Annotated in this window: 33 protein-coding genes and 2 tRNA genes; 25 read left to right on the top strand and 10 right to left on the bottom strand. The window is 51.5% G+C overall.

Going from position 1 to position 24,452, the window contains the following annotated elements; translation table 11 throughout:
• Positions 1–4: 4 nt before the first annotated feature.
• The 5 genes from HG1285_RS13175 to HG1285_RS13195 are packed head-to-tail and all read right to left on the bottom strand — an operon-like array spanning position 5 to position 4,310.
• Positions 5–577 carry a GTP-binding protein gene (locus HG1285_RS13175; protein ID WP_008286620.1) on the bottom strand — a complete coding sequence of 191 codons (573 nt, stop codon included), beginning with the start codon at positions 575–577 and terminating at the stop codon, positions 5–7.
• A gap of 1 nt (position 578) precedes the next feature.
• Positions 579–1,676, bottom strand: a complete 1,098-nt coding sequence (locus tag HG1285_RS13180) for a lipopolysaccharide assembly protein LapA domain-containing protein (protein WP_008286619.1) — start codon at positions 1,674–1,676, stop codon at positions 579–581.
• Positions 1,673–2,002, bottom strand: a complete 330-nt coding sequence (rsfS, locus tag HG1285_RS13185; RefSeq protein ID WP_008286618.1) for a ribosome silencing factor — start codon at positions 2,000–2,002, stop codon at positions 1,673–1,675. The genes HG1285_RS13180 and rsfS overlap by 4 nt, the downstream gene beginning before the upstream one ends.
• Positions 1,990–2,907 carry an outer membrane protein assembly factor BamD gene (gene bamD / locus HG1285_RS13190; protein ID WP_232219452.1) on the bottom strand — a complete coding sequence of 306 codons (918 nt, stop codon included), beginning with the start codon at positions 2,905–2,907 and terminating at the stop codon, positions 1,990–1,992. The genes rsfS and bamD overlap by 13 nt, the downstream gene beginning before the upstream one ends.
• 2 nt (positions 2,908–2,909) lie before the next feature.
• A complete protein-coding gene (locus HG1285_RS13195; RefSeq protein ID WP_008286616.1) occupies positions 2,910–4,310 on the bottom strand; it encodes an Rne/Rng family ribonuclease in 1,401 nt (466 codons plus the stop codon).
• Between the two features lie 28 nt (positions 4,311–4,338).
• On the opposite strand from HG1285_RS13195, the gene lpxI reads away from it, so the two are divergent.
• The 12 genes from lpxI to HG1285_RS13250 all read left to right on the top strand — a co-directional run bounded on the left by lpxI (position 4,339) and on the right by HG1285_RS13250 (position 11,721).
• Complete coding sequence (lpxI, locus tag HG1285_RS13200) at positions 4,339–5,124, top strand: UDP-2,3-diacylglucosamine diphosphatase LpxI (RefSeq protein WP_008286615.1); 786 nt, start codon at positions 4,339–4,341, stop codon at positions 5,122–5,124.
• 12 nt (positions 5,125–5,136) lie between these two features.
• Positions 5,137–5,442 carry a hypothetical protein gene (locus tag HG1285_RS13205; RefSeq protein WP_008286614.1) on the top strand — a complete coding sequence of 102 codons (306 nt, stop codon included), beginning with the start codon at positions 5,137–5,139 and terminating at the stop codon, positions 5,440–5,442.
• Positions 5,443–5,458: 16 nt separating this feature from the next.
• A tRNA-Ser gene (locus tag HG1285_RS13210) sits at positions 5,459–5,549 on the top strand.
• Positions 5,550–5,619: 70 nt separating this feature from the next.
• Positions 5,620–6,252, top strand: a complete 633-nt coding sequence (locus tag HG1285_RS19035; RefSeq protein WP_232219451.1) for a hypothetical protein — start codon at positions 5,620–5,622, stop codon at positions 6,250–6,252.
• A complete protein-coding gene (locus HG1285_RS19415; RefSeq protein WP_157560477.1) occupies positions 6,219–6,581 on the top strand; it encodes a hypothetical protein in 363 nt (120 codons plus the stop codon). The genes HG1285_RS19035 and HG1285_RS19415 overlap by 34 nt, the downstream gene beginning before the upstream one ends.
• Positions 6,582–6,762: 181 nt before the next feature.
• Complete coding sequence (gene xth / locus HG1285_RS13220) at positions 6,763–7,539, top strand: exodeoxyribonuclease III (protein WP_008286610.1); 777 nt, start codon at positions 6,763–6,765, stop codon at positions 7,537–7,539.
• Complete coding sequence (locus tag HG1285_RS13225) at positions 7,536–7,955, top strand: EamA family transporter (RefSeq protein ID WP_008286609.1); 420 nt, start codon at positions 7,536–7,538, stop codon at positions 7,953–7,955. Before xth ends, HG1285_RS13225 begins: the two co-directional genes overlap by 4 nt.
• A complete protein-coding gene (locus tag HG1285_RS13230) occupies positions 7,952–8,188 on the top strand; it encodes a hypothetical protein (protein ID WP_008286608.1) in 237 nt (78 codons plus the stop codon). Before HG1285_RS13225 ends, HG1285_RS13230 begins: the two co-directional genes overlap by 4 nt.
• 64 nt (positions 8,189–8,252) lie before the next feature.
• Positions 8,253–8,996, top strand: coding sequence for a 3-methyl-2-oxobutanoate hydroxymethyltransferase (gene panB / locus HG1285_RS13235; RefSeq protein WP_232219457.1), 744 nt, complete (start codon positions 8,253–8,255; stop codon positions 8,994–8,996).
• Entirely contained in the window at positions 8,986–10,683 is a 1,698-nt protein-coding gene (locus tag HG1285_RS13240; protein WP_008286606.1) for a GspE/PulE family protein, read from the top strand. Before panB ends, HG1285_RS13240 begins: the two co-directional genes overlap by 11 nt.
• A complete protein-coding gene (locus HG1285_RS13245; RefSeq protein ID WP_008286605.1) occupies positions 10,680–11,438 on the top strand; it encodes a DUF3108 domain-containing protein in 759 nt (252 codons plus the stop codon). Before HG1285_RS13240 ends, HG1285_RS13245 begins: the two co-directional genes overlap by 4 nt.
• On the top strand, positions 11,401–11,721 hold the full coding sequence (locus HG1285_RS13250) for a tetratricopeptide repeat protein (protein WP_008286604.1): 321 nt from the start codon (positions 11,401–11,403) through the stop codon (positions 11,719–11,721). Before HG1285_RS13245 ends, HG1285_RS13250 begins: the two co-directional genes overlap by 38 nt.
• On the opposite strand, the gene HG1285_RS13255 is transcribed toward HG1285_RS13250, so the two are convergent.
• Together HG1285_RS13255 and HG1285_RS13260 are read right to left on the bottom strand one after the other, a co-directional pair.
• Positions 11,718–12,368 carry a TrkA family potassium uptake protein gene (locus HG1285_RS13255; protein ID WP_008286603.1) on the bottom strand — a complete coding sequence of 217 codons (651 nt, stop codon included), beginning with the start codon at positions 12,366–12,368 and terminating at the stop codon, positions 11,718–11,720. The genes HG1285_RS13250 and HG1285_RS13255 overlap by 4 nt on opposite strands.
• Positions 12,365–13,696, bottom strand: coding sequence for a TrkH family potassium uptake protein (locus HG1285_RS13260; RefSeq protein WP_008286601.1), 1,332 nt, complete (start codon positions 13,694–13,696; stop codon positions 12,365–12,367). Before HG1285_RS13260 ends, HG1285_RS13255 begins: the two co-directional genes overlap by 4 nt.
• Positions 13,697–13,739: 43 nt before the next feature.
• Between HG1285_RS13260 and HG1285_RS13265 the strand changes: the two genes are divergently transcribed.
• The 11 genes from HG1285_RS13265 (at position 13,740) to HG1285_RS13315 (ending at position 20,778) form a co-directional block, all read left to right on the top strand.
• Positions 13,740–14,480 carry a 3'-5' exonuclease gene (locus HG1285_RS13265; RefSeq protein WP_008286600.1) on the top strand — a complete coding sequence of 247 codons (741 nt, stop codon included), beginning with the start codon at positions 13,740–13,742 and terminating at the stop codon, positions 14,478–14,480.
• Between the two features lie 36 nt (positions 14,481–14,516).
• Positions 14,517–14,608, top strand: a tRNA-Ser gene (locus tag HG1285_RS13270).
• 35 nt (positions 14,609–14,643) lie between these two features.
• The gene (locus tag HG1285_RS13275) at positions 14,644–14,838 is read left to right on the top strand and encodes a DUF2892 domain-containing protein (protein WP_008286598.1); all 195 of its coding nucleotides are present in this window, start codon (positions 14,644–14,646) and stop codon (positions 14,836–14,838) included.
• Entirely contained in the window at positions 14,835–15,233 is a 399-nt protein-coding gene (ruvX, locus tag HG1285_RS13280; protein ID WP_008286597.1) for a Holliday junction resolvase RuvX, read from the top strand. Before HG1285_RS13275 ends, ruvX begins: the two co-directional genes overlap by 4 nt.
• Positions 15,230–16,207, top strand: coding sequence for an endolytic transglycosylase MltG (gene mltG, locus HG1285_RS13285; RefSeq protein WP_008286596.1), 978 nt, complete (start codon positions 15,230–15,232; stop codon positions 16,205–16,207). Before ruvX ends, mltG begins: the two co-directional genes overlap by 4 nt.
• 26 nt (positions 16,208–16,233) lie before the next feature.
• Positions 16,234–16,665: a DUF2267 domain-containing protein gene (locus HG1285_RS13290; protein ID WP_008286595.1), complete on the top strand. Its 432-nt coding sequence runs from the start codon at positions 16,234–16,236 to the stop codon at positions 16,663–16,665.
• Positions 16,666–16,683: 18 nt separating this feature from the next.
• Positions 16,684–17,625: a magnesium/cobalt transporter CorA gene (corA, locus tag HG1285_RS13295; RefSeq protein WP_008286594.1), complete on the top strand. Its 942-nt coding sequence runs from the start codon at positions 16,684–16,686 to the stop codon at positions 17,623–17,625.
• On the top strand, positions 17,616–18,086 hold the full coding sequence (locus tag HG1285_RS13300; protein ID WP_008286593.1) for a hypothetical protein: 471 nt from the start codon (positions 17,616–17,618) through the stop codon (positions 18,084–18,086). The genes corA and HG1285_RS13300 overlap by 10 nt, the downstream gene beginning before the upstream one ends.
• A complete protein-coding gene (locus tag HG1285_RS13305) occupies positions 18,070–18,954 on the top strand; it encodes an ROK family protein (RefSeq protein ID WP_008286592.1) in 885 nt (294 codons plus the stop codon). Before HG1285_RS13300 ends, HG1285_RS13305 begins: the two co-directional genes overlap by 17 nt.
• Positions 18,944–20,503 carry a hypothetical protein gene (locus HG1285_RS13310; RefSeq protein ID WP_008286591.1) on the top strand — a complete coding sequence of 520 codons (1,560 nt, stop codon included), beginning with the start codon at positions 18,944–18,946 and terminating at the stop codon, positions 20,501–20,503. The genes HG1285_RS13305 and HG1285_RS13310 overlap by 11 nt, the downstream gene beginning before the upstream one ends.
• Positions 20,504–20,505: 2 nt before the next feature.
• Positions 20,506–20,778: an EscU/YscU/HrcU family type III secretion system export apparatus switch protein gene (locus HG1285_RS13315; protein ID WP_008286590.1), complete on the top strand. Its 273-nt coding sequence runs from the start codon at positions 20,506–20,508 to the stop codon at positions 20,776–20,778.
• On the opposite strand, the gene HG1285_RS13320 is transcribed toward HG1285_RS13315, so the two are convergent.
• Positions 20,726–22,045 (bottom strand): nodulation protein NfeD, encoded by a 1,320-nt coding sequence (locus HG1285_RS13320; protein ID WP_008286589.1) that lies wholly within the window; start codon positions 22,043–22,045, stop codon positions 20,726–20,728. The genes HG1285_RS13315 and HG1285_RS13320 overlap by 53 nt on opposite strands.
• Before the next feature lie 25 nt (positions 22,046–22,070).
• Here HG1285_RS13320 and rimI point away from each other — a divergent pair, with 25 nt between their 5' ends.
• Both rimI and HG1285_RS13330 read left to right on the top strand, forming a co-directional pair.
• Entirely contained in the window at positions 22,071–22,523 is a 453-nt protein-coding gene (rimI, locus tag HG1285_RS13325) for a ribosomal protein S18-alanine N-acetyltransferase (protein ID WP_008286588.1), read from the top strand.
• Between the two features lie 9 nt (positions 22,524–22,532).
• Positions 22,533–22,865, top strand: coding sequence for a nicotinate phosphoribosyltransferase (locus HG1285_RS13330; RefSeq protein WP_008286587.1), 333 nt, complete (start codon positions 22,533–22,535; stop codon positions 22,863–22,865).
• Here the strand turns inward: HG1285_RS13330 and HG1285_RS13335 are convergent.
• A complete protein-coding gene (locus tag HG1285_RS13335; RefSeq protein ID WP_008286586.1) occupies positions 22,862–23,893 on the bottom strand; it encodes a zinc-binding dehydrogenase in 1,032 nt (343 codons plus the stop codon). The genes HG1285_RS13330 and HG1285_RS13335 overlap by 4 nt on opposite strands.
• A 3-nt stretch (positions 23,894–23,896) precedes the next feature.
• The gene (hpt, locus tag HG1285_RS13340; RefSeq protein ID WP_008286585.1) at positions 23,897–24,433 is read right to left on the bottom strand and encodes a hypoxanthine phosphoribosyltransferase; all 537 of its coding nucleotides are present in this window, start codon (positions 24,431–24,433) and stop codon (positions 23,897–23,899) included.
• Between the last annotated feature and the right edge of the window lie 19 nt (positions 24,434–24,452).

Raw genomic sequence — 24,452 nt, 5'->3', positions numbered from 1 at the left:
TAGTTTATCCTACCATCTTACGGAACTTCTCCATTAATTCTTCAACTATAAGGTCAAAGGTCTCGGTTACCCCCTCTCCCCTGACGGCAACAGCCTCCGTTGACCTCTTGCCGGGAATGCTTACCTCCCCTTTGAGGACATCAATGGGGAGGGCGTCCGGCAGGTCTCTCTTGTTGTACTGCACGACTATGGGTGTTCCCTCTATATCCTTTCCATACTGCCTCAGGTCTTCACCGAGGGTTCTGACGAACTCCTTGTTCTCGGAAAGCCTCCTCTCGGAGGAGTCCACTACGAACACGACCGCGTCCACACCTCTCATCACCATCTTCCTTATGTCCTTGTATATGTCCTGACCGGGTATCGTGTATATGGAGAAGGTCAGCGTAAAGCCGTCCACCTTGAGTTTCTTGGTTATGAAGTCAAAGACGAGGGTTCTCTCCTCCTTGGTATCAAAGCTGAGGACGTCCAGCCCGCTCTGCTTGGCGAGCTGTTCTATGTTAGTGGTCTTCCCCGACATAGCTATACCGTGGTAAACGACCTTGAACCTCACTATACCTTTTGAAGAGTCAATCAGCATATCAACTCCCTCCTATGATTTTTAATCTATTCCAGCTCAAGCAGTTTACACACACGGGGGTGTACCGGGCGTACTCCTTTCCACACTTCCCACACTCCAGAAGTCTTATAAGGGAGAACATGTCCCTGTAACATTCCCTATCCTCTAAGTATCCTCTGTCAATTAACGTCCTTATCGGAGCAGGGAGGGAATCCTTTAGCGACTCCAACTTCTCGTACATGCCCACGCTGAGGTACAGCAGTGCCAGAACGACGGGGTGAACCTCCTCCGTGTGCTCTTCAACCTCTTCCATTATCTCTGGGGTCAGGGAGTTCTTCTCCACCACTGCGAGGAGTGTCTCGTTCTGGACGCCCTCCGCAAACATCTTGGCGGCAAACTTCCTTCTGTCCTTTCCTTCAGCGTGAGAACACAGGACTGACAGGGAAGCCGGCGTGTAGGGGAGATTTTCCAGTTCATCCAGAGCTTCCGCACCTCTGACCTCCGCGAGTAGGGATGCGAGAACCCTCTTTTCTTCCGTCTTGAGAGCCTTCTCACTGTCCTGAAGCACTTTCCTCTGAAGGTCTATGGCTTTCTCTCCTTCCCCCCTCAGGAAGTATATACTCCTGAGCAGCCTGCGAGCTCTGAGGTTCTTCCAATTCTTGCCGAGGGCTTTCTCAAGCAAGTCCTGAGCCCTCTCCTTCTCTTCCTTGAAAAGGGACTCCGCTATGAGGGTCTCAACAATGCCTCTGGAATACTTCTGGAGGTAAAGGGAAGCCTCCCGCCCAAGCTCCTCCATACTGCGCGTATAAAGGGGGACGGTTTCTTCGTTGTCAAGGAGCTTTGAAAACTCACCACGGGCTCTGTCGGGATAGCCCGTCCATAGGCTTTCAAGTGCCCTCTTTATTCTCTCGCTGTACCTCCTCCACTCAAGGCTCTTTATTCCCGTGGTTATGTAAGCTATGAGAAACCCCAACACGAAGCTCGCAAATATGGTCAGGAACAAGGGGAGCTCATAGGAGAAGTTAAAGAAAGATATCTTTACGCTCTGGAGGTTGAAGTAAGCGAATACGAGGGCGAATATAAGGATAAATACGAAGACCACAACCTTGAAAAGGATCATGCCTCTACTCTCCTCGCCTCAGCCCATATCCATTCTATACCGTAGTGCTCCCTCCACTCGGGCGTGAATATGTGCACTATCACGTCAAGGAGGTCAACGAGTATCCAGTTTCCAAACTCGGTGCCCTCAACGTGGTCAACGGTGTAGCCGGCTTTCTCCATCTCGTCCACGAGATAGTCGGCGAGGGCTTTTGCGTGAATCGTTGAGTTTGCCGTGGCTATTACGAAGAAGTCCGCTATGTTTGTCAGGTTGGACACGTCCAGGACGACCACGTCTTCCGCCTTCTTGTCCTCCAGCAACTTCTTTATCAGCTTCAGCTTTTCCATTCCTTTCCTTCCACGAGCTTCCTCAGTTCCCTGTAGTAGGCGTTCTCACCGTAAACCTCCCTGTACTTGGCAAGAGCTTCAACCGCCTCCCTCTTAGCCTCTTCTCCTATCTTCTCCCAGCGCTTGAGCTCACTCTTCAAGAACTCAAGCCTTCTTTTTATCGCCTTCCTCTCCTCCTCGTTCTCAGCGTCCTCAAGCTTGTCCTTCGTGGCGTCTATCAGGTTAGATATCTTGTCCCTCTCTATCTCTATCTGTCTGTCGGTTAGGAGAAGACACCTTATGTACCTGTAGGCGACCTCAGATTCGGAGACGTGTCCCGGAAAGTTTATGAGAACCTCCCTGTAGCGCAGGGCTGCTGAGTAGGTGTAGCCATAGTCCTCGTAGAACTTTGCTATGTACAGCTCGTGCTGGGCGATCTTCCTGTAAGCCTTATCTATGAGCTTCTGAACCTTCGGGGCGAAGGTGCTGTTGGGAAACCTGCTCAGGAACTCTTTAGCTTTCTCTATAGCTTTCCAGGTGTACTCCTGGTCTCTGTATGGGTCTGGAGAAACGTTTATGTAGCTGTCTATGAGTAAGTAGAAAGCTTCCTCAGTCCTCCTGAGCTTGGGGTAGTAAAAGATGTAGTCCTCCAAGGCTACCACCGCGTTTACATAGTCTCCGTCGTAATAGTAGCTCTTAGCCAGGAGGAACTTTGCGTTCTCAATCTGTTTGGGTGTTAGGTAGTCCATGTACTTGAGGGCTTCGTTGAAGTTCCAGGCTGCGTCTCCGTAGTCCTTTTCCTTGTAAGCGCTTAGCGCTTCTCTATAGTACTCCTGCGCCTTCTTAGCCCTCTCTTCCTCGGTGATCTTTGCACATCCTGAAAGGAGCAGGAATAGAACGAGTAAGAAGCTCAATTTTCCCATCATCTTCATCCTGTCAGAAACATCTCGTAGTAATCTAAGGGAACGTCGCACTCTTCCTTGACGGATACCCACTGTCTCATGTTGCTCTTCTCAATAAGGTTCTCAACCCTCTCCTTGAGAGCCGGGTTAACCCTCACCTCAAGGTATCTGCCCTTGAAGTAGTTTATCTCCTTTTCTATCTCGTAGAGGACAACCTCAGGGCTCTTTATGTAGCCCTTGCCTTTGCAGTAAGGGCAGTTTATGGACAGGAGCCTGGTCACGCTGGGGGTCTCCTTCTTGCGGGTCAGTTCCAGCAAACCGAGGTGGGTTATCCCGTAAACGTGAACCTTTGAACCTTCGTCCGCAAAGAGCTCCTTTACCCTCTTTACGAGCTTTTCCCTGTTCTTCTTGTTCTTCATGTCTATAAAGTCAATTATCACTATACCGCCTATGTCCCTCAGCTTTATCTGCCTGACTATCTCTTCCGCAGCTTCAAGGTTCGTCTGGAGGGCGTTATCCTCCAGGGTGTCCCCGCATCCCGATCCACTGTTCACGTCTATCACGGTCATGGCTTCCGTTTCCTCTATGATTATGTAGCCTCCGTTCCTGAGCCATACGTAACGGGCGAAGAGCCTCGTGAGAGCCTTGTCAAGTCCGTACTTCTTGAAGAACACGCTTATGTTCTTTACGTACCTGACCTTGCCGACGAGCTCTGGGAAGTAGCTTTCAAGCTCAGCCAGCAGTTCAGACCAGAGCTCCCTGTCGTCAACTATTATCTCCGATACATCGTTCCAGTAATCCCTGACGAGCTGGACGTAAGCCGGCACCTCCTCGTAGACCAAGCCCTGCTTTATGGAGGCTGACCTCTCCTTAATCTCCTTCCAAGTATTTCTGAGCTTCTGGAGCTCTGCGAGCAACTCCTCTTCTGTCGCAAACTCGGCTGATGTTCTCACTATGACGCCTTCCTCATCCAGAGCCCTCTCAAAGAGCTCCTTGAAGAAAGCCCTCCTGTTTTCGTCCTCTATCTTGGAGGAGACGAACACCTTTTTGGATGTTGGTAGGTAGACGAGGAACTTCCCGGGTATGCTTATGCGGCAGGTGACCTTAGCCCCTTTGTCCTCTATGGGTTCCCTCTTCATCTGGACGAGTATCTCGGAGCCTTCCTCCGGAAGGGGACAGCTCTCATCCTCTTCCAGGGCGGTGTTCTCGTAGGCTTTCAGTGGAAGGTAAGCCTCCTTGCCTATACCTATATCAACGAACGCTCCGTCAAGGCTCTTCGCGAAGCGTTTTACCCTGCCCTTGAATATGCTGCCTGAGAGCCTCTTTTTGCCTCTCTTCTCAACCTTTATCTCCGATATTTCCTTTTCCTTGAGGAGGAAGGTGAGAACGAGGTTTCTGCTGGCAGAGATTATAAGCCGAACGTCCATTAGGTAGATATTTTAAAGTATTTTTGTTATGCCAATAGGTCTTATAGCCGGGAAGGGTCGCCTTCCCGAAGTGTTCCGAGAAGAAGCTGTAAAAAGGGGTGAGGAGGTGTTTGTAGTAGGTGTAAAGGGCATAACCGATATAAAGACGGACGATCTCCTGCCTGTTGGCAAGGTGGGCAAGCTAATAAAGCTGTTCAGAAAGAAGGGAGTGGATAGGGTTGTCATGCTTGGAAAGTTTGAGCACAGGCTGATATACACGAGCATACTTCAGTTTGACCTCAAAGCCTTCAGCGTCCTGAGAAAAGCTAAGGACAGGAGACCAGCAAGCGTCGTAAAAGCCTTCATGAAGGTTCTTGAGGAAGAGGGTTTTGAGTTTATAGACCCCAGACCCTACCTTGAAGAACTCCTTGCTGAGGAGGGAACTATGGGGAGGAGAGAACCTTCCGAGGAGGTTATGGAGGACGGGCTCTTTGGTTTCATCATAGCCAAGGAAGTTGCCGAGCTTGATATAGGACAGACTATAGTTGTAAAGGACAAGGCGGTTGTCGCCGTTGAAGCCATGGAAGGAACTCAGGAGACCATACTCAGGGGAGGTAGGCTCGGTGGCAAGGGCGTGAGGGTTGTAAAGGTAGCCCGCAAGAATCAGGACTTTAGGATAGATGTACCAACGGTGGGCGTTGAGACCCTTGAAGCCCTGAAGACGGCGAAAGCCGATGCCCTGTTCTTGGAGGCCGGAAAGGTTTATGTGGTTGACAAGGAGAAGTTTCTCCGCGGGGCGGACAGGCTGAATATATCCGTTGTGGGATTGTGCTAAAATGGACTCACTATGAAACACAACTGGGAAGATTACAAGGAGAAGGTTCTGAAGCTCAGGGATATCTTCAAGAAGAGAAACGAAGGGACGGAAACGGAGGTTGAAGTCGTCCTACCGGGAGAAGAGGGATACAGCTCTGAGGTGGGTGTTCCATACGTGAGGGTGAGGTATTATGTGGACGACCATTACCACGAGAGGAGGATTGACCTTTACGAGTACCACCTTAAAAAGGATATTCAGGATCTAGTTAATCTCATAGAACACTTTGTCCAAGAGTTTGAGATGGAGATCGACCAGAGCGAGTACGGAGGAGGGTAAACCTTTAACGCAGGCTGGAGGGGTGGCCGAGCGGACGAAGGCGGGGGATTTGAAATCCCTTGAGGGTTCGCAGCCCTCCGTGGGTTCGAATCCCACCCCCTCCGCCAGACAAAGCTCTCAGAGAAACCCCATCCCCAATGCATGTGCTACCTTATCCCTGTCGTGAGAAGGAAGGGGATGAGGAGAAGAGAAGAAAAGCTGGACAGAGAAACCCTGAAGAAGATAGCTCCTCAGTATATAAAAGACCTGGAAGCCCTTGGGGTTGATATAGAAAAGCTCTGGGACAGGGAACTCAACGCCTTTGTCAGGAAGAAGAATCTGATAAATAGGGTCGGGAAGGAAGAGTTTAAGGTAATTCAGACTATCGGGAGGACAGTTAGGGCAGGGAGGTGGAAAGAGAAATATGTTACAGAACCTCTAAGGAGAGACTTCCTTGAGATATTCGGTTCTGAAGAAAATTTCCCCAACGAAATAAAAAAAGCTTTGTCCTTACAGGAGATAGACAGCTTAACACTGCACTACTTGAAGAGGAAATATGTAAATGGATGGAAGCTTAAAAATCCTGAAGAACTTGATAGCCTTTTTGTGGAACACATCAAACGTCCCGAGGTTCTAATATACAAACAAGGAGCGAGGTTTATACTTGAACTGAATAGGAAAATCGCTGTGATAGAACCTCCACATTGGAAGATAACTTTTTACGAGCTTGAGGAAGAATTCTCCTCCTATGAGGAGCTTGCACGCTCCAGAGGGTGGGATAGATTTACAATTAAGCTATGGCAGTTAAAACAAAAACTCCGCTTGCTGTGAGGATGTATCAAACAGCAGTATGGGACTTCAAAGAACAACCCTACCCAATACCTCAAGAAAGGGAAAATGTTCATAGGGAAGGTCTTGACAGTGATGAATTGGTCGTCGCCCACGATAGGATATTACTACACCACCTTAGAGAATATTTAGACTTCGCCAAAAAGTACTATCAGAAGACCTTAAATTCTGACCCGCTCCAAGACGACCCCTCCCAGCCCCTTGAGAAGTGGTGGTGGCATCTCAACAGGATAGCAAGGGGTGAGTTTCCCGAGGACAAGCTCCCCCAGCATCTGAGAGAAATATACAGGGAGAAGTATCTGAAGAAGTGAGCGAATTTTGCAAAAAAAATTACCACTTTTGTTACAAAAAATTTACCACCCCCTCCTTAAGAATATAATGATTTCCTTATAAACCTTGACACTCAACATTTACCCCCTATCCCGAAAAATCCCGCCAAGTCACGTTTAGTCTTAGATAGGTGGTAAATTAATTTGTAAAATTACAGGAGTCATGAAGATAGCGACCTACAATGTGAACTCAATAAAAGCTCGGAAGGAGCTTCTCTTCAGCTGGCTTGAGAGGGAGCCCGTTGACGTTCTCTGTCTCCAGGAGTTGAAACAGGAAGAGAAGAACTTTCCTTACGGAGAGTTTGAAGAGAGAGGCTACAGGTGTGAGGTCTTTGCCCAAAAGACCTATAATGGCGTGTGTATATGTTCAAAACTTCCTATGGAGGACGTGAGAAAGGGATTCGGAGACGAGTACTTTGACCAGCAAAAGAGGGTCATAAGTGCAAAGGTGGGCGAGATAAGGGTTATAAACGTGTACGCACCCCACGGCGACCTGAGGGGAACAGAGAAGTTTTACTACAAGCTGGAGTTCTACGACAGGCTCTTGAGATACCTCTCGGACAACTTCTCTCCAGAAGAGCCTATATGCATGGTTGGTGACTTCAACGTTGCGAGGGAGGATATAGATGTATTTGACCCAGAGCTGCTCAAGGATACCATAGGCACCATGAAAGAGGAGCGGGAAGCCTTTGAAAGGGTCTTGAAGTGGGGTTTTATAGACGCCTTCAGATACCTCTACCCGGACAGGGTTCAGTTTACGTGGTGGGACTACATAGGGGGTATGATATGGAAGGACAAGGGAATGCGTATAGACTACATACTCATAACGGAGCCTCTGCTCGGCAAGCTTAAGGAGGTTTACGTTGACCTGTGGCCCAGAAAGAGAAGAACGCCCAAGCCTTCCGATCATGCACCGGTTATAGGGGTCTTTGAACTGTGAAAGCGGTCATCTTTGCCCTCCTCTCAGCTCTCGTCTGGGGGACAGCCCCCCTCATATTCAAGCTGGGACTCAGAGGGGAGATACCACCCATAGCGGGGATATTCTTTCACAACTTTACTGCGGCGGTCTTTGCCCTCCTCTCCATGCTCATCCTTAGAGAAGGCTTCACCTATCCATGGAGGGACGTGGCTATAGTTTCCTTCGGGGGTTTCATATCAGGTTTTCTCGGATTACTGCTCTACTACAAGGCGATCAAGGTCGGTGATGTGTCGGTGGTGGCGCCCATAGTGGCGAGCTCGCCCCTTTGGGCAAGTCTGTTCGCCTTCATACTCCTCGGGGAGACTTTTACTCCTATGAAGCTCATAGGAACGATTCTCGTCGTGAGCGGTGTGGCTCTGATAACCTTATCAAGATGAGGCTCTTCGTTGCAGCCGTCCTCCTTCTGCTCGGTGTTGTAGGTCTCGTGTTACCGCTGATACCCGGTGTACCCTTTCTGATAGCCTTTCTCTACCTTGCAGGCTTGCTGGACAGGGACAGGTTTTTAAGGTCTATAAAGAAATTCCAGGGCAGGAGGAACACCTTCCAGAGGAGGTTGGTCAGCTGCATACTCATTAACCTCGTTTACAGGAGGAGGTTTAACTTAAAATAGAGTTGTGGGAAGGGTGACCCTGAAGAGCCTACGGAAAAAGAAGTCCAGGGGTGAAAAGATAACTATGATCTCAACCTACGACTACCTGTCCGCTAAGCTGTGCCAAGAAGCTGGTATAGATTCTGTGCTCGTGGGCGACTCTCTCGGTATGGTTTTTCAGGGTCTTGATTCCACGCTTCCGGTCACCCTAGACGAGATGATCTACCACGCAAGGGCTGTCAGGAGGGGTGCTCCAGAGCTGTTCATGGTCGTTGACATGCCCTTTATGAGTTATCAGGTGTCTGTGGAGGACGCCCTCTACAACTGCGGGAAGGTTCTAAAGGAAACAGGGGCACAGGCTGTCAAGATAGAGGGTGGTGAGGAGGTGGCGGAGCTCGCCTCCAGGCTTATAGATACGGGCATACCCGTCGTGGGGCACCTGGGGTATACACCCCAGTCCGTAAACCTGTTTGGGACGCCCAAGGTGGTCGGCAGAGAAGAGGAGGAGGCTGAGAGGCTGAGGAAGGACTTCAAAGCCCTTGAGAGTGCGGGGGTGCCTGTAGTAGTGCTTGAGAGCGTGCCCTGGGAGCTCGCCCGGGAGTTGACAGAAAGCTCGGAAGTCATAACTATAGGAATTGGAGCGGGGAAATTCTGCGATGGCCAGGTGCTTGTATTCCACGACCTTGTCGGACTTTACGAAGAGGCTAAACCGAGGTTCGTCAGGAGGTACGCCGAGGGAGCAAAGATATTCAGGGAAGCCCTTGAGAAGTTTAGAATAGATGTAGAAACAGGGGATTTTCCTTCAGAAGAGGAGAGCTATGGAGCATGAGAAACTCTTAAACCTTCTGCTCAAGGCAGGGTATATAAAAGAGTCTGACATAAAGAAGGTTCTTGAAGAACGGAAGGAGGACGAGGATATATTTCAAACCCTCCTTAGGCTCGGCGTCCTGTCTGAGAAGGAGATAATGAACTTCTTTCAGACCATACTACCCCAGAAGGTCTGGAAGGAAGAGGTTGAGGAACTTCACGTTCCCTCCCACATACTCAACTCAATACCTCAGGACTTCATGCGTAAATTCAAAGTCGTGCCCGTCCTTTACGAGAAGGGTAAGCTCCACGTGATAATGCTCAACCCGCTCAACCAGAACCTCATAAACGAGCTTAGATTTTACACAAAAGCCAACAGCATAGTCCCTTACGTGGCACCCCTGTCCACCATAGAGAGGATCCTGGACAAGCAGTTTCCCCAGCTTGGGGACGTCCTTAGCCAGATAGAGGACTCAGAGGTTGAGATAGAGGAGGAAGAAGAGGACACCCCGATAGACCAGCTCCTCCATGCCACAGAAGAAGCCCCTATAGTCAAGTTAGCCAACGGGCTCATCTTTGAGGCTGTGAGGATGGGCGCCTCCGACATACACATAGAGCCCTTTGAGAAGAAGGTTCTCGTTAGGTACAGGGTGGACGGTGTTCTGAAGATATACCACCAGTTACCTATAAACATAAAGGACAGCCTTGTAGCGAGGTACAAGATACTCTCAAACCTTGACATAGCCGAGAAGAGAAAACCCCAGGACGGAAGGATAAGGATAAAGATAGACAGGAAGAAGATAGACCTCAGGGTCTCAACCGTGCCAACCGTTTACGGCGAGAAGGTCGTCATGAGGATTCAGGAGGCTGAGAAGTACCTGAACGTCAAGCTGGAAGACCTCGGCTTTGAGCCCGACGACCTGGAGAAGTTCAGGGGCGCGATATGGAAGCCCTGGGGGATGATTCTCGTCACGGGTCCTACCGGTTCCGGTAAGACAACTACCCTATACTCCGCTCTCATGGAGAGGAACGAGCCTGACGTTAACATAATGACCGCCGAAGACCCCGTTGAGGTCGCCATACCGGGCATAAACCAGGTGCAGGTCAACGAGAGGATAGGGCTTACCTTCTCAAGCGTCCTGAGGGCGTTTCTCAGGCAGGACCCAGACATAATACTCGTCGGTGAGATAAGGGATCAGGAGACGGGAGATATAGCCGTCAGGGCTTCTCTGACCGGTCACCTCGTCTTCTCCACGCTGCACACAAACGATGCACCCACGACCGTTACACGACTGACCGACATGGGCATAGAGCCCTTCCTCGTTGGTTCTTCTCTCGTCCTCGTGGTAGCCCAGAGGCTTATAAGGAGGCTCTGTCCCGACTGCAAGGTGCCCCACGATGTTCCAAAGGAAGCTCTCGTGAGGATGGGTGTCCTCAAGTCTCCCGATGAGGATGCTGTTATATACAAGGCGAGCGAGAAGGGATGTCCCACCTGCAACAACACGGGCTACAAGGGCAGGATGGCAGTTCACGAGATCATGGAGATAGACGACGAGCTCAGGAAGCTCATAATAAAGGGTGGCACCGCTGACGACATAAGAGACCTCGCGCTCCAGAAGGGCATGAGAACCCTCTATCAGTCCGGCATGCTCAAGGTCAAGAAGGGAATAACCTCCATAGAGGAGGTCAATAGAGTCCTTATGCAATGAAATTTCTTCTCTTTATACTCTTCCCCTTCCTCGTCTTTTCAAAGGAACTGGAGACCTGTTACAGGGTCTACTTCTGGTTCTTTCCCGTTGCGGAGAGCTGTGTGGACTACACCCTCAAGGGAGAGGAACTCAAGATACGCTCCTGGGCTAAGACCGTGGTAGTGGGTAGGCTTGTCAAGAGGGTCAACAGTTGGGGTGAGGCTACACTTCAGGCGTTAAAGCCTAAGAAGTTTGCCCTTTTTCAGAGGGAGGGGAGCTTTATAAGAGACCACCTTTACGACTTCCTGAAGAGGGGCGTCAGGTACAGGATAGTGAGACATAAGAGAGAGGAGAAGAAGGTTAAGGAAGGCTTCCTTGAGAGCTCCGTTTACCTCTTTGACCCATTCTCAACCTCCTTTCTGGTTTACATAGACACCCCCAACTACAAAGGTGGAACTATAAACGTCTTCTACGACGCCAAGATACAGAACGTTCACTACAGGACTCTATCGGAGGATAAAGTAGAAATATCGGGGAAGACCTACTCCACCTGGAAGGTTCTTCTCGTGCCTGAGATAGAGACCAAGGGCATCCTTAAGCCTAAGGGCAAGTGGTTCGTATGGGTTGATAAGGAGACCAACATACCCGTGAAGCTGAGCATTAAATTTACTATAGGCAGTGCGGATGTGGTTCTGGAGAGAGTTGAAGGAGACATGAGCCTGTTCAAGGAGGTAAGGAATGGACAGATTGAGCTACTTCAGGGAGATGCTCAATAAAGCACCCGACAACCCTATGGTGCACTACTCCCTCGCCCAGGAGTATTACAAGGTTAGAGACTATGAGAACGCCATAAGGCACATTGAGGAGTACCTCAGGCTACAGGAGGATGAGGGCGCAGTTTACAGACTTCTGGCAAAGTGTTACGAGGAGCTGGGAGAGTTCAACAAGGCGGTTGAAGTCCTGGAGCGTGGCGTTGAGCAGGCTATGAAGTTCAACCACCCCTCCATGGCAGAGGAGTACAGGCGGTGGATTGAGGAGCTAAGGAGCATGAGCTTTTAGCCCTTCACCATCTTCATTATGTTATCCTCGCTTCCCAGGACGAGGAGCACGTCCTTCTGAAGTATCCTCTCGGACGCCGAGGGGTTTACCACAACCTCGTCCTTTCTTTTTATGGCGAGCACATTCACCCCGTACCTGTTCCTGAGATCAAGCTCCTTCAGGGAACGCCCCACAAGCCCCTCTGGGGCTTCTATCTCAAATATGCTGTAACCCCGGGCGAAGGGTATCTCAGCCACCATGCCCGTTATCAGAAGCGAGCGGGCGAGCTTGACCGCCATCTCCATTTCAGGGTACACGACCCTATTTACGCCGAGCCTGCTCAAAACCTCGCCGTGCAGGGGGTTTATAGCCTTCGCTACCACCTCCTTTACACCCCTGTCTATCAAAAGAACCGTTACGAGTATGCTCGCCTCTATGTTCTGCCCTATGCTAACCACCACCACATCGGCTGTGAATATCCCCGACTCCTCAAGAGCTTTTTCATCAAGGGCGTCAGCCACGTATACGTGTGTCACGAAGTCGCTTACACGCCTGACCTTATCCTCATCCTTGTCTATGGCTATAACCTCTACACCCGCTTCGGCAAGGGTTTTAACGACGTGGTATCCAAACCTTCCAAGTCCCACAACACCGAAGGTTTTCTTCACAGCAACAACCTCGCCTCTGGATGTCTGACCCTGCTGTGCACTTCTCTGCCTATAAGAGCCATAGCAAAGCTGATTATCCCTACCCTGCCGACCAGCATGGTTACAACTATAAGCAGCTTGCTTACCGGAGACAGCTGAGCGCTGAAGCTGACTCCCTCCCCTCCGCCTACCGACAGACCCACGGTGGAAAAGGCGGACACGACCTCAAAGATGGTGCTGAGAAAGTCCTTCTCCTCTATCCTGTCTATGAGGAGGTTTACCAGCGCTATGTGAAGGAACGACAGCGCCATGACGACCATCGCACGGTGTATCTGCCCTTGGGTTATGCTCCTGCTGAAGACCACCACCTCGCCTCTGCCTCTGATGTAGGATACCACCGCAAGGAGTATGACGGCAAAGGTCGTGGTCTTTATGCCCCCTCCCGTACTTCCAGGCGAAGCCCCCACGAACATGAGAAGCATGAGGAGGAAGAGAGAGGACTCCGAGAGTAGGCTTATATCAACGGTATTGAAGCCCGCAGTCCTTGAAGACACGCTGAGGAATAGGGTGGACGTAAGCCTCGTCTTCCAGTCAAAAGCCCACACACCGGAGTAGTGGGCTAACTCCGTGAGGATAAGACCGAGCCACCCGAGCAGGATCAGTATCCCGCTCAGTGAGAGGACGAGCTTCGTGTGGGTTGAGAGCCTTCTGACCCTGCGGGTGTAGTAAAGGTAGAGGTCGTTTATAACGAAGAAGCCTATACCTCCGAGGACTATAAGGGCTATCACGATCATGTTTACGAAGAGGTCTTCCCTGAACCTTACGAGGTTGTCCCCGAACAGGGAAAAGCCGGCGTTGTTGAAAGCCGATACCGAATGAAACAGGGCGGGAAACAGAGCTCCCCTGTAGCCCATGTCCGGCAGCCACCACAGGTAGAGAAGGAAGAACCCCACGAGCTCCGTAAGGACAGCGAACAGGACGACCCTGCGTAAAAAACGCACGAGTCCATGTATACCTGGATAGTTAAGGGCTTCCGACAGGACGAGACGCTCCTTGAGCCCTATCTTTCTCCTCAGGGTTATTAGCAGAAAGGTGGTTATGGTCATGTAGCCGAGTCCACCTATCTGAATAAGGATCAGGAGAAGCCACTTGCCCACGTCGGTGAGCTCCTTCTCAGTGTTGAGAACCGTCAAGCCGGTCACTGTGACGGCGGAGGTTACAGTAAACAGGCTGTCAACGAGGGAAACGTCCCCCTTCGTGGTCGGCAGAACCCTGAATAGCACCAACCCAACGGTTATTACCGCAACGTAGGACAGCAGTATAGCCTGGGGTGGACTGGGTTTTGCCAACCTCAACCTGAGCTTGAATTATAATCCTTTCTGGAGGGTGGGCATGTTGGAAGCGATAATCTTTGACATAGAGACGGTACCCACAAAAGAAGAGAACCTCAAAGAGGAAGACTGGGAATACATATTCAAATACGCTGATACCGAAGAGGACAGGGAAAAGCAGAAGGAGAGGCTCTCCCTCTGGGCTCTCACAGCACACCTCGTTAGCGTGGCTTTACTGAACGTCTCCGAGGGGTTAGCCCTGGTCATGTACCTCTCAGACAGGGACTCTAAGGAGGAGCTGGAACTCAGGGAGGAGTTTGAGGGGGGTGAGCTGGAGCTCAGAGTTCACATGGTAGGCTTCTCCATGGAAGAGGGTATAGAGGAGGCTGAGAGGAGGATACTCACCAAATTCTGGAAGAAGGCTAAGGAGAAGGAGGGATACAGGTTCGTGTCCTTTAACGGCAGGGGCTTTGACTCCGTTTTTCTAATGCTCAGGTCTTTCGTCCTGGGTGTGAAGGTTTCAAGACAGTTCATCGGCAACAGGTACGAGTACAGAAACCACCTTGACCTGCTTGACCTTTTGAGCTTCCACGGACAGGGAAGGAAGTACTCCCTTGAGTTCGTCTGTAGAAGGCTTGGTATACCCTCTCCCAAAGAGGATATGGACGGACACGACGTTAAGGAGTACTTTGCTAAAGGCAGATACAGGGACATAGCCCTTTACAACCTTAAGGACACCATAGCCACGGCGAGGATATACGAGAGGTTCAGGAATACGCTGGGAGATGTATTTGGTCTTTAGACAGACCCCTCTCGTGGGCTAAAATATTTAGCCTGAGGAAGGGTGGCCGAGCGGACGAAGGCGCGGCGCTGGAAACGCCGTGTACCCGGTTTCGGGTACCGAGGGTTCGAATCCCTCCCCTTCCGCCATGAACTATAATTAAGAGGCAAAGGAGGGAAGAGTCATGGAAAAGAACATGGCAGCATGGGACAGAGCCGTAAGGATAATCCTCGCGATAATATTCATCGTACTCGCCGTCCAGAACGGAGGAGCCTGGTGGATTCTGGGAATAATAGGAATAGTGTTCATAATAACTTCGGTCGTTGGTTTCTGCCCCCTCTATAAGGTGGTGGGCTTTAAAACCGCCGGAGAGTCTTGAAGATAATCGCCATAGATTTCGGGACTAAGAGGGTAGGCTTAGCCATAGGAGATACGGACTTAGGTATAGCCGTTCCCAAGGGCGTTCTTAGAAACGACGCGAATCTCTTAGACAGAATTGAGGATATCGTCAGGTCAAAGGGCGTTAAGAAGGTGGTTGTGGGACTGCCCCTTACTCCCTCGGGCAGGGAAGGTGAAAGGGCAAAGCTTGTCAGGGAGTTCGCAGAGGCTCTCCGCAAGAGACTCAAGGACGTGGACATAGAGTTATGGGACGAGAGGTACTCAACGATGGAAGCGGAGAGCCGCCTCAGAGACCTGCCCCCCAGAAGACGCAGAGAGGTTCTTGACGCGATCTCAGCCCAGATTATCTTGGAAGAGTACCTTCACTCCAGATGAGAAAGCTTGTTCTCCTTTCAGCCTTCTTCATTATGCTACTCGTTTACCTCACCTACGCCTTTCTGCCCGTTTACGTGAGCGAGACCAGGACGATAGATATACCCTACGGTACCCCCACGGTGAAGATAATAGACACCCTCCACAGGGAGGGTCTTATCAGAAGCAGGCTCTCTTTAATCCTTATACACGTCCTCAGGAAGGAAAAACTGGAGGCGGGTGAGTACGAGTTCAGCGGGTACGTGTCCCCCTTTGACGTTTACGAGAAGCTCTCCAAGGGGATACACAAGCTCCACAGGATAGTTGTGGCTGAGGGTAGCGACCTTTACGACATAGCGGAGCTCCTTGAAAAGGAAAAGGTATGCAAGAAGGAGGACTTCCTCAGGTACGCCATGTCTGAGACAACCTCAAGGAGCTACGGGCTCTCCACACCCACGATGGAGGGCTTCCTTTTCCCGGATACCTACCTCTTCTCCAAGAACACCCATCCCTTGAAGGTCATAGACACGATGTACAGGAACTTCCTCAAGAAGACCGTTGACCTCAGACCCCGTGTGGCTGAGAAGGGTCTCTCAATAGAGGAGTGGGTGATAGTAGCCTCCATGATAGAGAAGGAGACCTTCTGGGAAAACGAAAAGCCCCTCATAGCTGCCGTCATATACAACAGACTCAAAAAGCGCATGAAGCTCCAGATAGACCCAACCGTTATATACGCCCTGAAAAGGAAGGGGATGTGGGAAGGAAGACTTAAGAAGGAACACCTCCAGATAGACGACCCATACAACACCTACCTCTACTTCGGGCTTCCGCCCACACCTATATGTAACCCCGGACTCTCCTCCCTGAAAGCCGCCCTTGAACCCGCGAACGTGAGGTATCTCTACTTCGTGGTAGACCCGAAGAGGAAGAGGCACATATTCAGCACCACCTACTCCCAACACAGGAGAAACGTGGCTCGTATGCGCAAGAGGAGATAGATTAATAAATATAAGGAGGTGGAGAGATGGGGCTCTTTGATGAGTGGGTTCAGAAGGGACACAGCTTCTTGCACGACGTTATGAAGGAGCTTGGTGTTGATGATGAGCACAGAGCTTTCAGGGTGACCAAGGCCGTCCTTCACACCCTGAGAGACCGCCTTGACCCGAGAGAGGGCAAGGACTTCGCTGCCCAGCTACCCATGGTCTTGAAGGCTGTCTGGTGTGATGGCTGGGATCCAACCCGGGGACCCGACAAGAGCATCAAGAAGAAGGAGGATTTTCTAAGGAGGGTTATGGAAGACCCCGGGCTCGTAAGAGGTAGGGACATAGCCAACATGGATGAGGCTGAGAGGTTCACGAGGGGTGTGTTCAAGGTTATAAAGGCACACGTCACCTGGGGAGAGGTTGAGGATGTGATAAGACAGCTCCCGGAGGAAATAAGGGAGCTCTGGAGTTAGCGCTGTTAAAATTATGGTGTGATAAAACTGTACACAATTACAGGGAGAGAAGTTGCCGAGTGGGAACCCTCTGATTTTGATAAGGTAAGGAGGAAGGGGATACTCTGGGTGGACGCCCTTGACCCGAACGCCGAAGAGGTAGCCTGGCTGGAGAAAAACATAGGCTTTGAGATGCCCTCCAAAGAGGTCATGGGCGATATAGAGATAAGCTCAAAGTACACGGAGGTGGGGGATGCAATAAACATAAACATGTCCTTCGTTATACAGCAGAAGGAAGAGATAATAGTGGAACCCGTATTCTTCTTCATAAGAGAACGTTACTTCGTAACGTTGAGGTACAGGGACATACCGGCGATACTCATATTCCTCAACAGGTTGAAGACCAACAGAGCCTACATACAGTTTGCGGAGTCCCTATTCGCCGAGATACTCAGCCTGGAGGTTGACAGGATAGGGGACAGGCTGGAGATAGTGGGCAAGAGGATCAGGAACATCTGGAAGAAGATATTTGTGGAGCAGTCGGAGGAGCTCATAAAGGACATAGCCTACTATGACGAGCTGAACATAACCCTCAGGGAGTCCATAAACGAGAAGGTGAGGATACTATCCCGCTTCCTGAAAAGCCCCCTCATAAACGCCCAGACTAAGAGGGAGCTGAAGATACTCCTGGACGACCTGAACACGCTGCTTGACTACACCTCCTTTTACATGGAGAAGATAGACAGCATCCAGAACTCCCTGCTCGGACTGATAACCATACGCCAGAACGAGGCTGTCAAGGTCTTTACCGTCCTCGCCACCATATTCCTTCCCGCCACCCTGATAGCGAGTATATTCGGCATGAACTTTGAAAACATGCCCGAACTGAGCTGGAAGTACGGCTATCCTTACTCTCTCGCCCTGATGGTTCTCGTAACGCTCGCTCTCCTTCTCTGGGTCAGGAGGAAGGGTTGGCTCTGAAGAGAGGCGTAAAGGTTGAGGATGCGGTGATAGGGGCTTTCGTTCTCCTCGCCTTACTGTATCCTCTTCTGATAGCCTATCTGATACACTCCCAGAGGGGAGAGGAAAGCTCTGAGGAGATAGAGGTTCTGAGGAGGGCTTATCTCTTCGTAGCGGGGCTTGAGGACTGCTCGCCCGAGGTAGCCTCCCGACTTGCAGAACACATGGAGGGTAAGCTCCTGAGGAAGCTCGGTGGCGTTGCTGGACTCACAAAGCTGTGTGTGGAGAACGCTAAGAAGGTGAGGGGGAACGTCACCATAGAGGAAGAGGTTGAGCGGAGCGGCAAGCTCATAATGATGGAGGCTGTCATCGGCGTTAAGGAGAAAGGGGTCGTCAAGAGAAGGATAAGGGTGGAAGTTTACGGTTATACGGGTACGGGAGGCTTTAAGGTCACGGAGATAGAGTATGCTGAAGGGAGTTGATATAGGAGGAACCTTTATCAAGGTGCTCTGGGAGGACGGCAGGAGGGAGAAGCACTTCATAAAGAACATAAAGGACAACAGGGAAACCCTCCTTAAGAGAGTCAAGGAGATAGTCCTTGATGGGAGTCCGACCGCTGTGGGAATAGCCGTTGCCGGTTTCACCGCGACTTCGGGAAAGGTTTACAGGTCTCCCAACATACCGGTGATAGACGGCGTTGACTTCAGGGAACTCTTCAGAGACAGCGGCATAGAGGTCGTTGTGGGCAACGATGTGAGCGTAGCAGCTTTCGGAGAGTGGTTCTTTGACAACAGAGAGAGCGAAATCCTCCTCCTCGTTGCCGTCGGAACGGGTCTCGGTGGAGGTCTCGTGATTGAGGGTAAGCCCTTTTTCGGTGTCTGTGGCTCCGCTATGGAAGTGGGACACCACATAGTTGAGAGGAACGGATACCCCTGCAACTGCGGGAGGCGTGGGTGCTGGGAAGCCTACTGTTCCTCCTATGGACTCCAGAGGATTTACAGAGAGCTCGGAGGAGAGACACTCCCGGACTACGAGATAGTTAAGAGAGCCCTTGGGGGTGAAGAGACGGCGCTTCGCGCCGTGGATACATTCAAGGAATACCTCTCCGTAGGTCTTATGAACATGGTTCACCTCTTCAACCCTGACAGGATAGTTTTAGGGGGAGGTGTGGTGGAAGGTATGGGAGAGCTCCTGGCAGATGTGGAGGGTAGGGTGAAAGAGCTGTCCGAGTCTCTCCCGTCCTCGTGCGTATCCCTTGGCTTTTCTGAGGCTGGGGAGTTTCTGGGTGCGAGGGGTGCCCTCGCTTTCATAAAGAGCCTTAAAACCGATATTAAAGCTGATGGAAGGTAGAAGGGTAGAAGGGGTCTTTCTGGACACCGCCATACTGCGTAACAAAGCCTACGAGGCTTACGAGACTGCCAAGGTGTATGAGATAAGGATACTCTCCCGCGTCCCGGAAGCCTTGCTCGCCTCTTTGGGAGACTTGGGCTCACGCTTCAGGGCTACCGTGAAGTCCCTTGAGCAGGGAAAGGTGATACTCACCCTTGAGAACAACTACGAGATTGAGGCTGAGAACAGGCTCGCCATGCCCGTCAAGGTGGGGGACGAACTCACCCTCGTGCTGGAGTCAAAGAACCCCGTAACGCTCAGGGTAGAGCGTTCCTTTTCGGGAATAAGGGGCGTTCAGGAGCTCTTGAAGACCGTCCTTGGTATGGACGTCCCTCCCCTGAAGGACGGCAACGTCAGGGAGAGCGTGGAGAACTCCGGGCTTCTTTACGAGAGGAAGGTGTGGGACTTCCTGAGGGGAGTCCTCGGAGCGGATCAGATCAAAGGGGACATCAAGTATCAGGTGCTCAAGTCTCTGAGCGAGGCGGACACATCCCGTATAGAGAGCTTCCTGAGGAGGGCTGACGTCCCAGAGGCTTTTAGGGAGCAGGTTGCCCGCCTTCTGGAGTCCGCGAAGGAGGGTGAGAGGCTTGAGTTCTTCCGTGGACTCGTTTCCCTTGAGGGTGAGATAGAGGCAAAGATAAGCGGTAATGAACAGAGGCTCACCCTCATAAGGGAGACCGTGAGGGAGCTCGTGCGTTCCATGTTCGCCAGTGTGGTTGACAGAGCAAGGTCTCTGGGCATAGAGGTGAAGGTAAGGGAAGCGCTCACCTCCTCAATGGAGACGAACCCAAAGACGCTGGACATATTCAGGGAAGCCCTGAAGAGCCTTGAGAACGGCAGCGTCCAGGAGTTCACCCGGAAGCTGAACCTCGTGGGGCTTAAGGTGGAGAACCCAGAGCTTATAGTGCCCAACAGAGATAAACTCCTGACCCATCTGAGAGACCTCGTGAAGGGTGCAAACACTCTCCTGAGCTCAAAGCTCAACACTGAAGATGTGAACCTTATAGCCAGACAGGTGAAGGAGATGGCGGAGGAGGTTGAAAGACTCTCTGAGTTCAGGGAAAGGCTCACCTCCGAACTGCCTCAGGAGGTTAAGGAGAACCTCACCAGACTTGAAAACATCAATTACATGCAGGCGTATTTCGTGGCGCAGGGGGGCAGGAGGTTTGCTGTGCCCTTTCGGACTGAGGAGGGGAAGGGGCTCTTAGCCTTCTCCATGAAGGACTCCTTCAGGATATTCGTTAAGCTCAACTACGACGAAGGCTTCCTCGGAATTCTCATAGAGGCTCCAAAGAAGAGTGAGCCAGAGTTTGTGAACATACTATTTAAGACGGACATAGAAGCCTTAGAGAGGGAGATTGAGAGCTCCATACCGCTTCTGAGGAGGGATATAGAGGAGCTCGGTCTTGATGTCAGGAAGATGGAAGTTGTCAGGGACGAAGAGAAGTCCTTTGAGGAGGAGATCACCGATGAGCTCGGCGAGGAGAGCGTGTTCAACCTGAGAGTGTGACCATGGAGGAGAAGAGAAAGAAGGCGGTTGCTATCAGATACACCGAGGGAAAGGACAGGGCACCCATAGTGGTAGCCAAGGGTGCCGGTGAACTCGCCGAGAGGATAATAGAGCTTGCGAAGAAGGAGGGGGTGCCCGTCCTTGAGGACAGACACCTTATAGAGGCTCTCCTAAAGATAGAGGTGTTTGAGGAGATACCACCGGTGTTGTACGAAGCTGTGGCTAAGGTTCTCGTCTTTGTTCAGGAGGCTCGGAAGAGGACTTCTCAACGATGAGCTTGAGCCCCTTTAAAGCCACAACCCTTATCTGATCTCCCTTCTTTATATCCTGGTCGCTGAGGGCGTTCCATATCTCCCCGTGAACGACCACCTTCCCTTTCCCCTTCTTGAAGTCAGTTATAGCCTCTCCCTCTTCACCTATCATGCCTTCGGCGCCGGTCAGTTTCCTCCTTCTCTGGGCTTTTAACCCGAGCCTGCCGGCTACGAGAAAGAATAGGGCGCTCGCAAGAACCACAGCGGTTATGACGGACTTGGGGAGCTCTCCGTACGGAGACTCGGGATCTATGAGGAATATGGAGCCTAAGGCTAAGGATATCACCCCTCCCACGGCGAGCGCACCGAAGGTAGGAGTTATCAGCTCAAGCACGAAAAGGAGCACGCCGAGGACTATGAGGAACAACCCGAGCCAGTTCATAGATATGAGGGATAGCCCGTAGAGTCCGAGAAGGAGGCATATAGCACCGACCACACCCGGTATGACAGCCCCCGGGTTGTACAGCTCAAAGAATATCCCGTAGAAGCCCAGCATGAGCAGCAGATACGCCACCGTTGGGTTAGTTATAACCTTGAGGAGCTCCTCCTTGAAACTCTCCTTCACGTAAACAACTTCCACGCCTTCAGTCCTCAACTCTATCTCTCTGCCGAACTTTTTAACCTTCCTGCCGTCTATCTTTTTTAAAAGCTCCTTCATGTCCCTCGCTATCAGGTCTATGACGCCCTCCCTGAGCGCCTCCTCCGCGGACAGGGAGAGGCTTTCCTTCACCATCTTCTCCACGACCTTTACGTTCCTGCCCTTCTCCTTGGCTATGCTCCTTACGAAGGCGAGCATGTCCTGAAGGATCTTCTCCTTCATAACGTCCTTCTCTTCTTTGTTTTCCTTCTTGTCACCGGGCATTCCGCCTCCTATCTGGACTGGGTGGGCTGCCCCTATGTTAGTCCCGGGAGCCATAGCCGCAACCTCCGCGGAGACGGTTATTATCGCCCCGGCCGATGCCGCCCTTCCGCCGGGAGGATAGACGAAGACCACCACCGGTAGGGGGCTCCTCTGGAACCTCTGAACTACCCTGCGCATGGACTCCGCCAGACCCCCTGGCGTATTCAACTGGAGGACGAAAAGGCTTCCACCCTCCCTTTCAGCCTTTGTGAGAGACCTGTCTATGTAGTCAACGGTTATCGGCGTTATTGCACCGTCCCACTTAGCCACAAAGACCTTCGGAAAGGAGATGGAACATACCAAGAGGAGGAGTGCGATAAACCTAAACATACCTCCTTAATTATAATTTCAAGCGATGGCTTTAAGGGTCAGGGCGATGAGGGAGGAAGACCTGCCGAGGGTCTACGAGATAAACAGGCTATCCTTTACCACAGACGCCTGGAGCATGGACGCCTTCAGGAGGGAGTTCAATCTTCCCTATTCCCACAGGTTCGTCCTTGAGAATGAGGGAGAGCTCATAGGATACGCCGTGCTCTGGGTCATTAAGGAGGAAGCCTTCGTGATGACCTTCGCCATAACGCCCGAGTTCAGAAACAGGGGAGCGGGAAAGTGGTTTCTGAAAGAGCTCCTGAAGGAGCTGAAGGGAGAGGTGAGGAGCGTCCAGCTTGACGTGAGGAAGTCAAACCTGCCCGCCATAAAGCTTTACAGGTCTGCCGGCTTTAAGGTCGTTAGGGAGAGACCGAAATTTTACTCCGACGGCGAGACAGCCCTCGTGATGGAGGTTGAACTCACACCCGGGCTGGTATAATACCTTCCCATGAAGGTGGCGGAGTACGTAAAACAGGGCTTAAAGAACTTCGTTGAAGCGGAGGAAGAGGGTCTAAAGGGAAGCTGCACCGAGGGTTGCCATAGGGTAACCGTGTTCGTTAAGAAGGAAAACGGCAAGGTCGTTGACTGCAAGTTCAACGCAACAAAGAGGTGCAAGAAGCTCCTGGCGATCACCGACTACATGTGTGAGCTCGTAAAGAAGAAGGGCACGGAGCCCACAAAGGAAGAGATCCTATCTCTCTTTCCGGAGGAGAAGGAAAGGGACAAGATGGAAAACAGGGCTGATATAGCGTTAAAGGCGCTGAAGGAAGCCCTCTCCTAATCAACCCTGAGCACAACCTTACCGAAGTGTCTTGAGCTTTCAAGGTACCTGTGGGCTTCCGCAGCTTCCTCCAAGGGGAACACCCTGTCCACGACGGGCTTTAGAAGACCCCTCTCAAAGAGCTCCGTTATCTTAAACAAAGTTGCCCTCCTGCCCATGTAAACACCCTTCAGGGCTATCTCCCTGACAAAAAGGTGTCTTATATCCACCTTAGCTTCGCTCCCTGTGGTGGTTCCGAAGAAGGTTAGGACACCCCCCTTTCTGAGGGAGCTTATGCTCTTCTCAAAGGTAGCACTTCCCACGTGATCCACGACTATATCAACTCCTTCCCTGAAGAGGCTTCTTACCTCCTTGACCACGTCCTTCTCGTAGTGGTTCAGGACTACATCAGCCCCGAGCTCTCTGCACCTTTCAGCCTTCTCCTCGCTACCTACAGTCGTTATAACGAAGGCTCCGAACAGCTTTGCCACCTGTATGGCGGCTACACCCACTCCCGAGGAGCCTCCCCATATCAGAACTCTGGAGTGGGGCTTTATACCCCCCTTTTCAACGAGGGCGTTCCACACCGTAAGGAAGGTAAGAGGGTAACTGGCTGCCTCCTCAAAGGTAAGGTTTTTGGGCTTCCTTATGATGTTTCTCGCAGGCACGCATACGTACTGGGCGTAGCCTCCCCTGCTGGCGAGTCCGAGGATGTCGTAATTTCTGCAGTGGTTGTCTTCGCCGTTCTGGCAGTCGTAGCAGCGTCCGCAGGAGAGCCCGGGTGCTACGATCACCTCCTCACCTGCATCTATGTCCTTCACGAGACTTCCCACCTTCTCAACGACACCGCTCACATCGGAACCAAGAATGTGGGGCAGCTCGGGTTTAACTGCCAAAGCCCCCATCCTGACCCAGATGTCAAGGTGGTTCAGCGCGACAGCCCTAACCCTGACGAGAACCTCGTCCTCCTTCGGTTCGGGAGTCGGGAAGTCTTCAACGAGCTCAAGTTTCTCAACGCCCCCGAACCCTTTCAAGACTACCGCTTTCATTACTCAATCCTCCACGGCGTAAACACCCTTCAGGTTTCTCCCCAGCTCTCCCCAGTCAAGTCCGTAACCTACGAGGAAGACGTTCGGAACCTCAAAGCCGACGTAGTCGGCTTCAAACTCCACCTTCCTCCTTCCCTTCTTATCAAGGAATACGCAGGTCTTCAGTCTGGAAGGGTTCTTTATCTTCAGGAAGTCGTAAACCTCCCTGAGGGTTATTCCAGTGTCAAGTATGTCGTCAACGAGGAGCACATCCCTTCCCTCTATGTCCGTGTCAAGGTCTTTGACTATTCTTATGCTCCCGGAGCTCTCCATCCCCTGCCCGTAACTGGATACCCAGAGGAAGTCTATCCTCGCCGGGAGGTCTATCTCCCTGACTAGGTCTGCCACAAAGACGAAGGCACCCTTCAGGAGACCGACTACTACGAAATCCTCCGAATCCGAGAAGTCCTCCTCTATCTCCTTTCCGAGCTCCCTTACCCTCCTCCTTATGTCGTCCTCCTTTATCAACAGGGAGAGGCTCTTCCCCCTTATCTCTCTCATACCTCCCTATTTTATCAGG

This window comes from Hydrogenivirga sp. 128-5-R1-1 (genome assembly GCF_000171895.1).
Note: the sequence above shows the minus strand (reverse complement) of the source record. Positions and strands in the feature narration are given on the sequence as shown.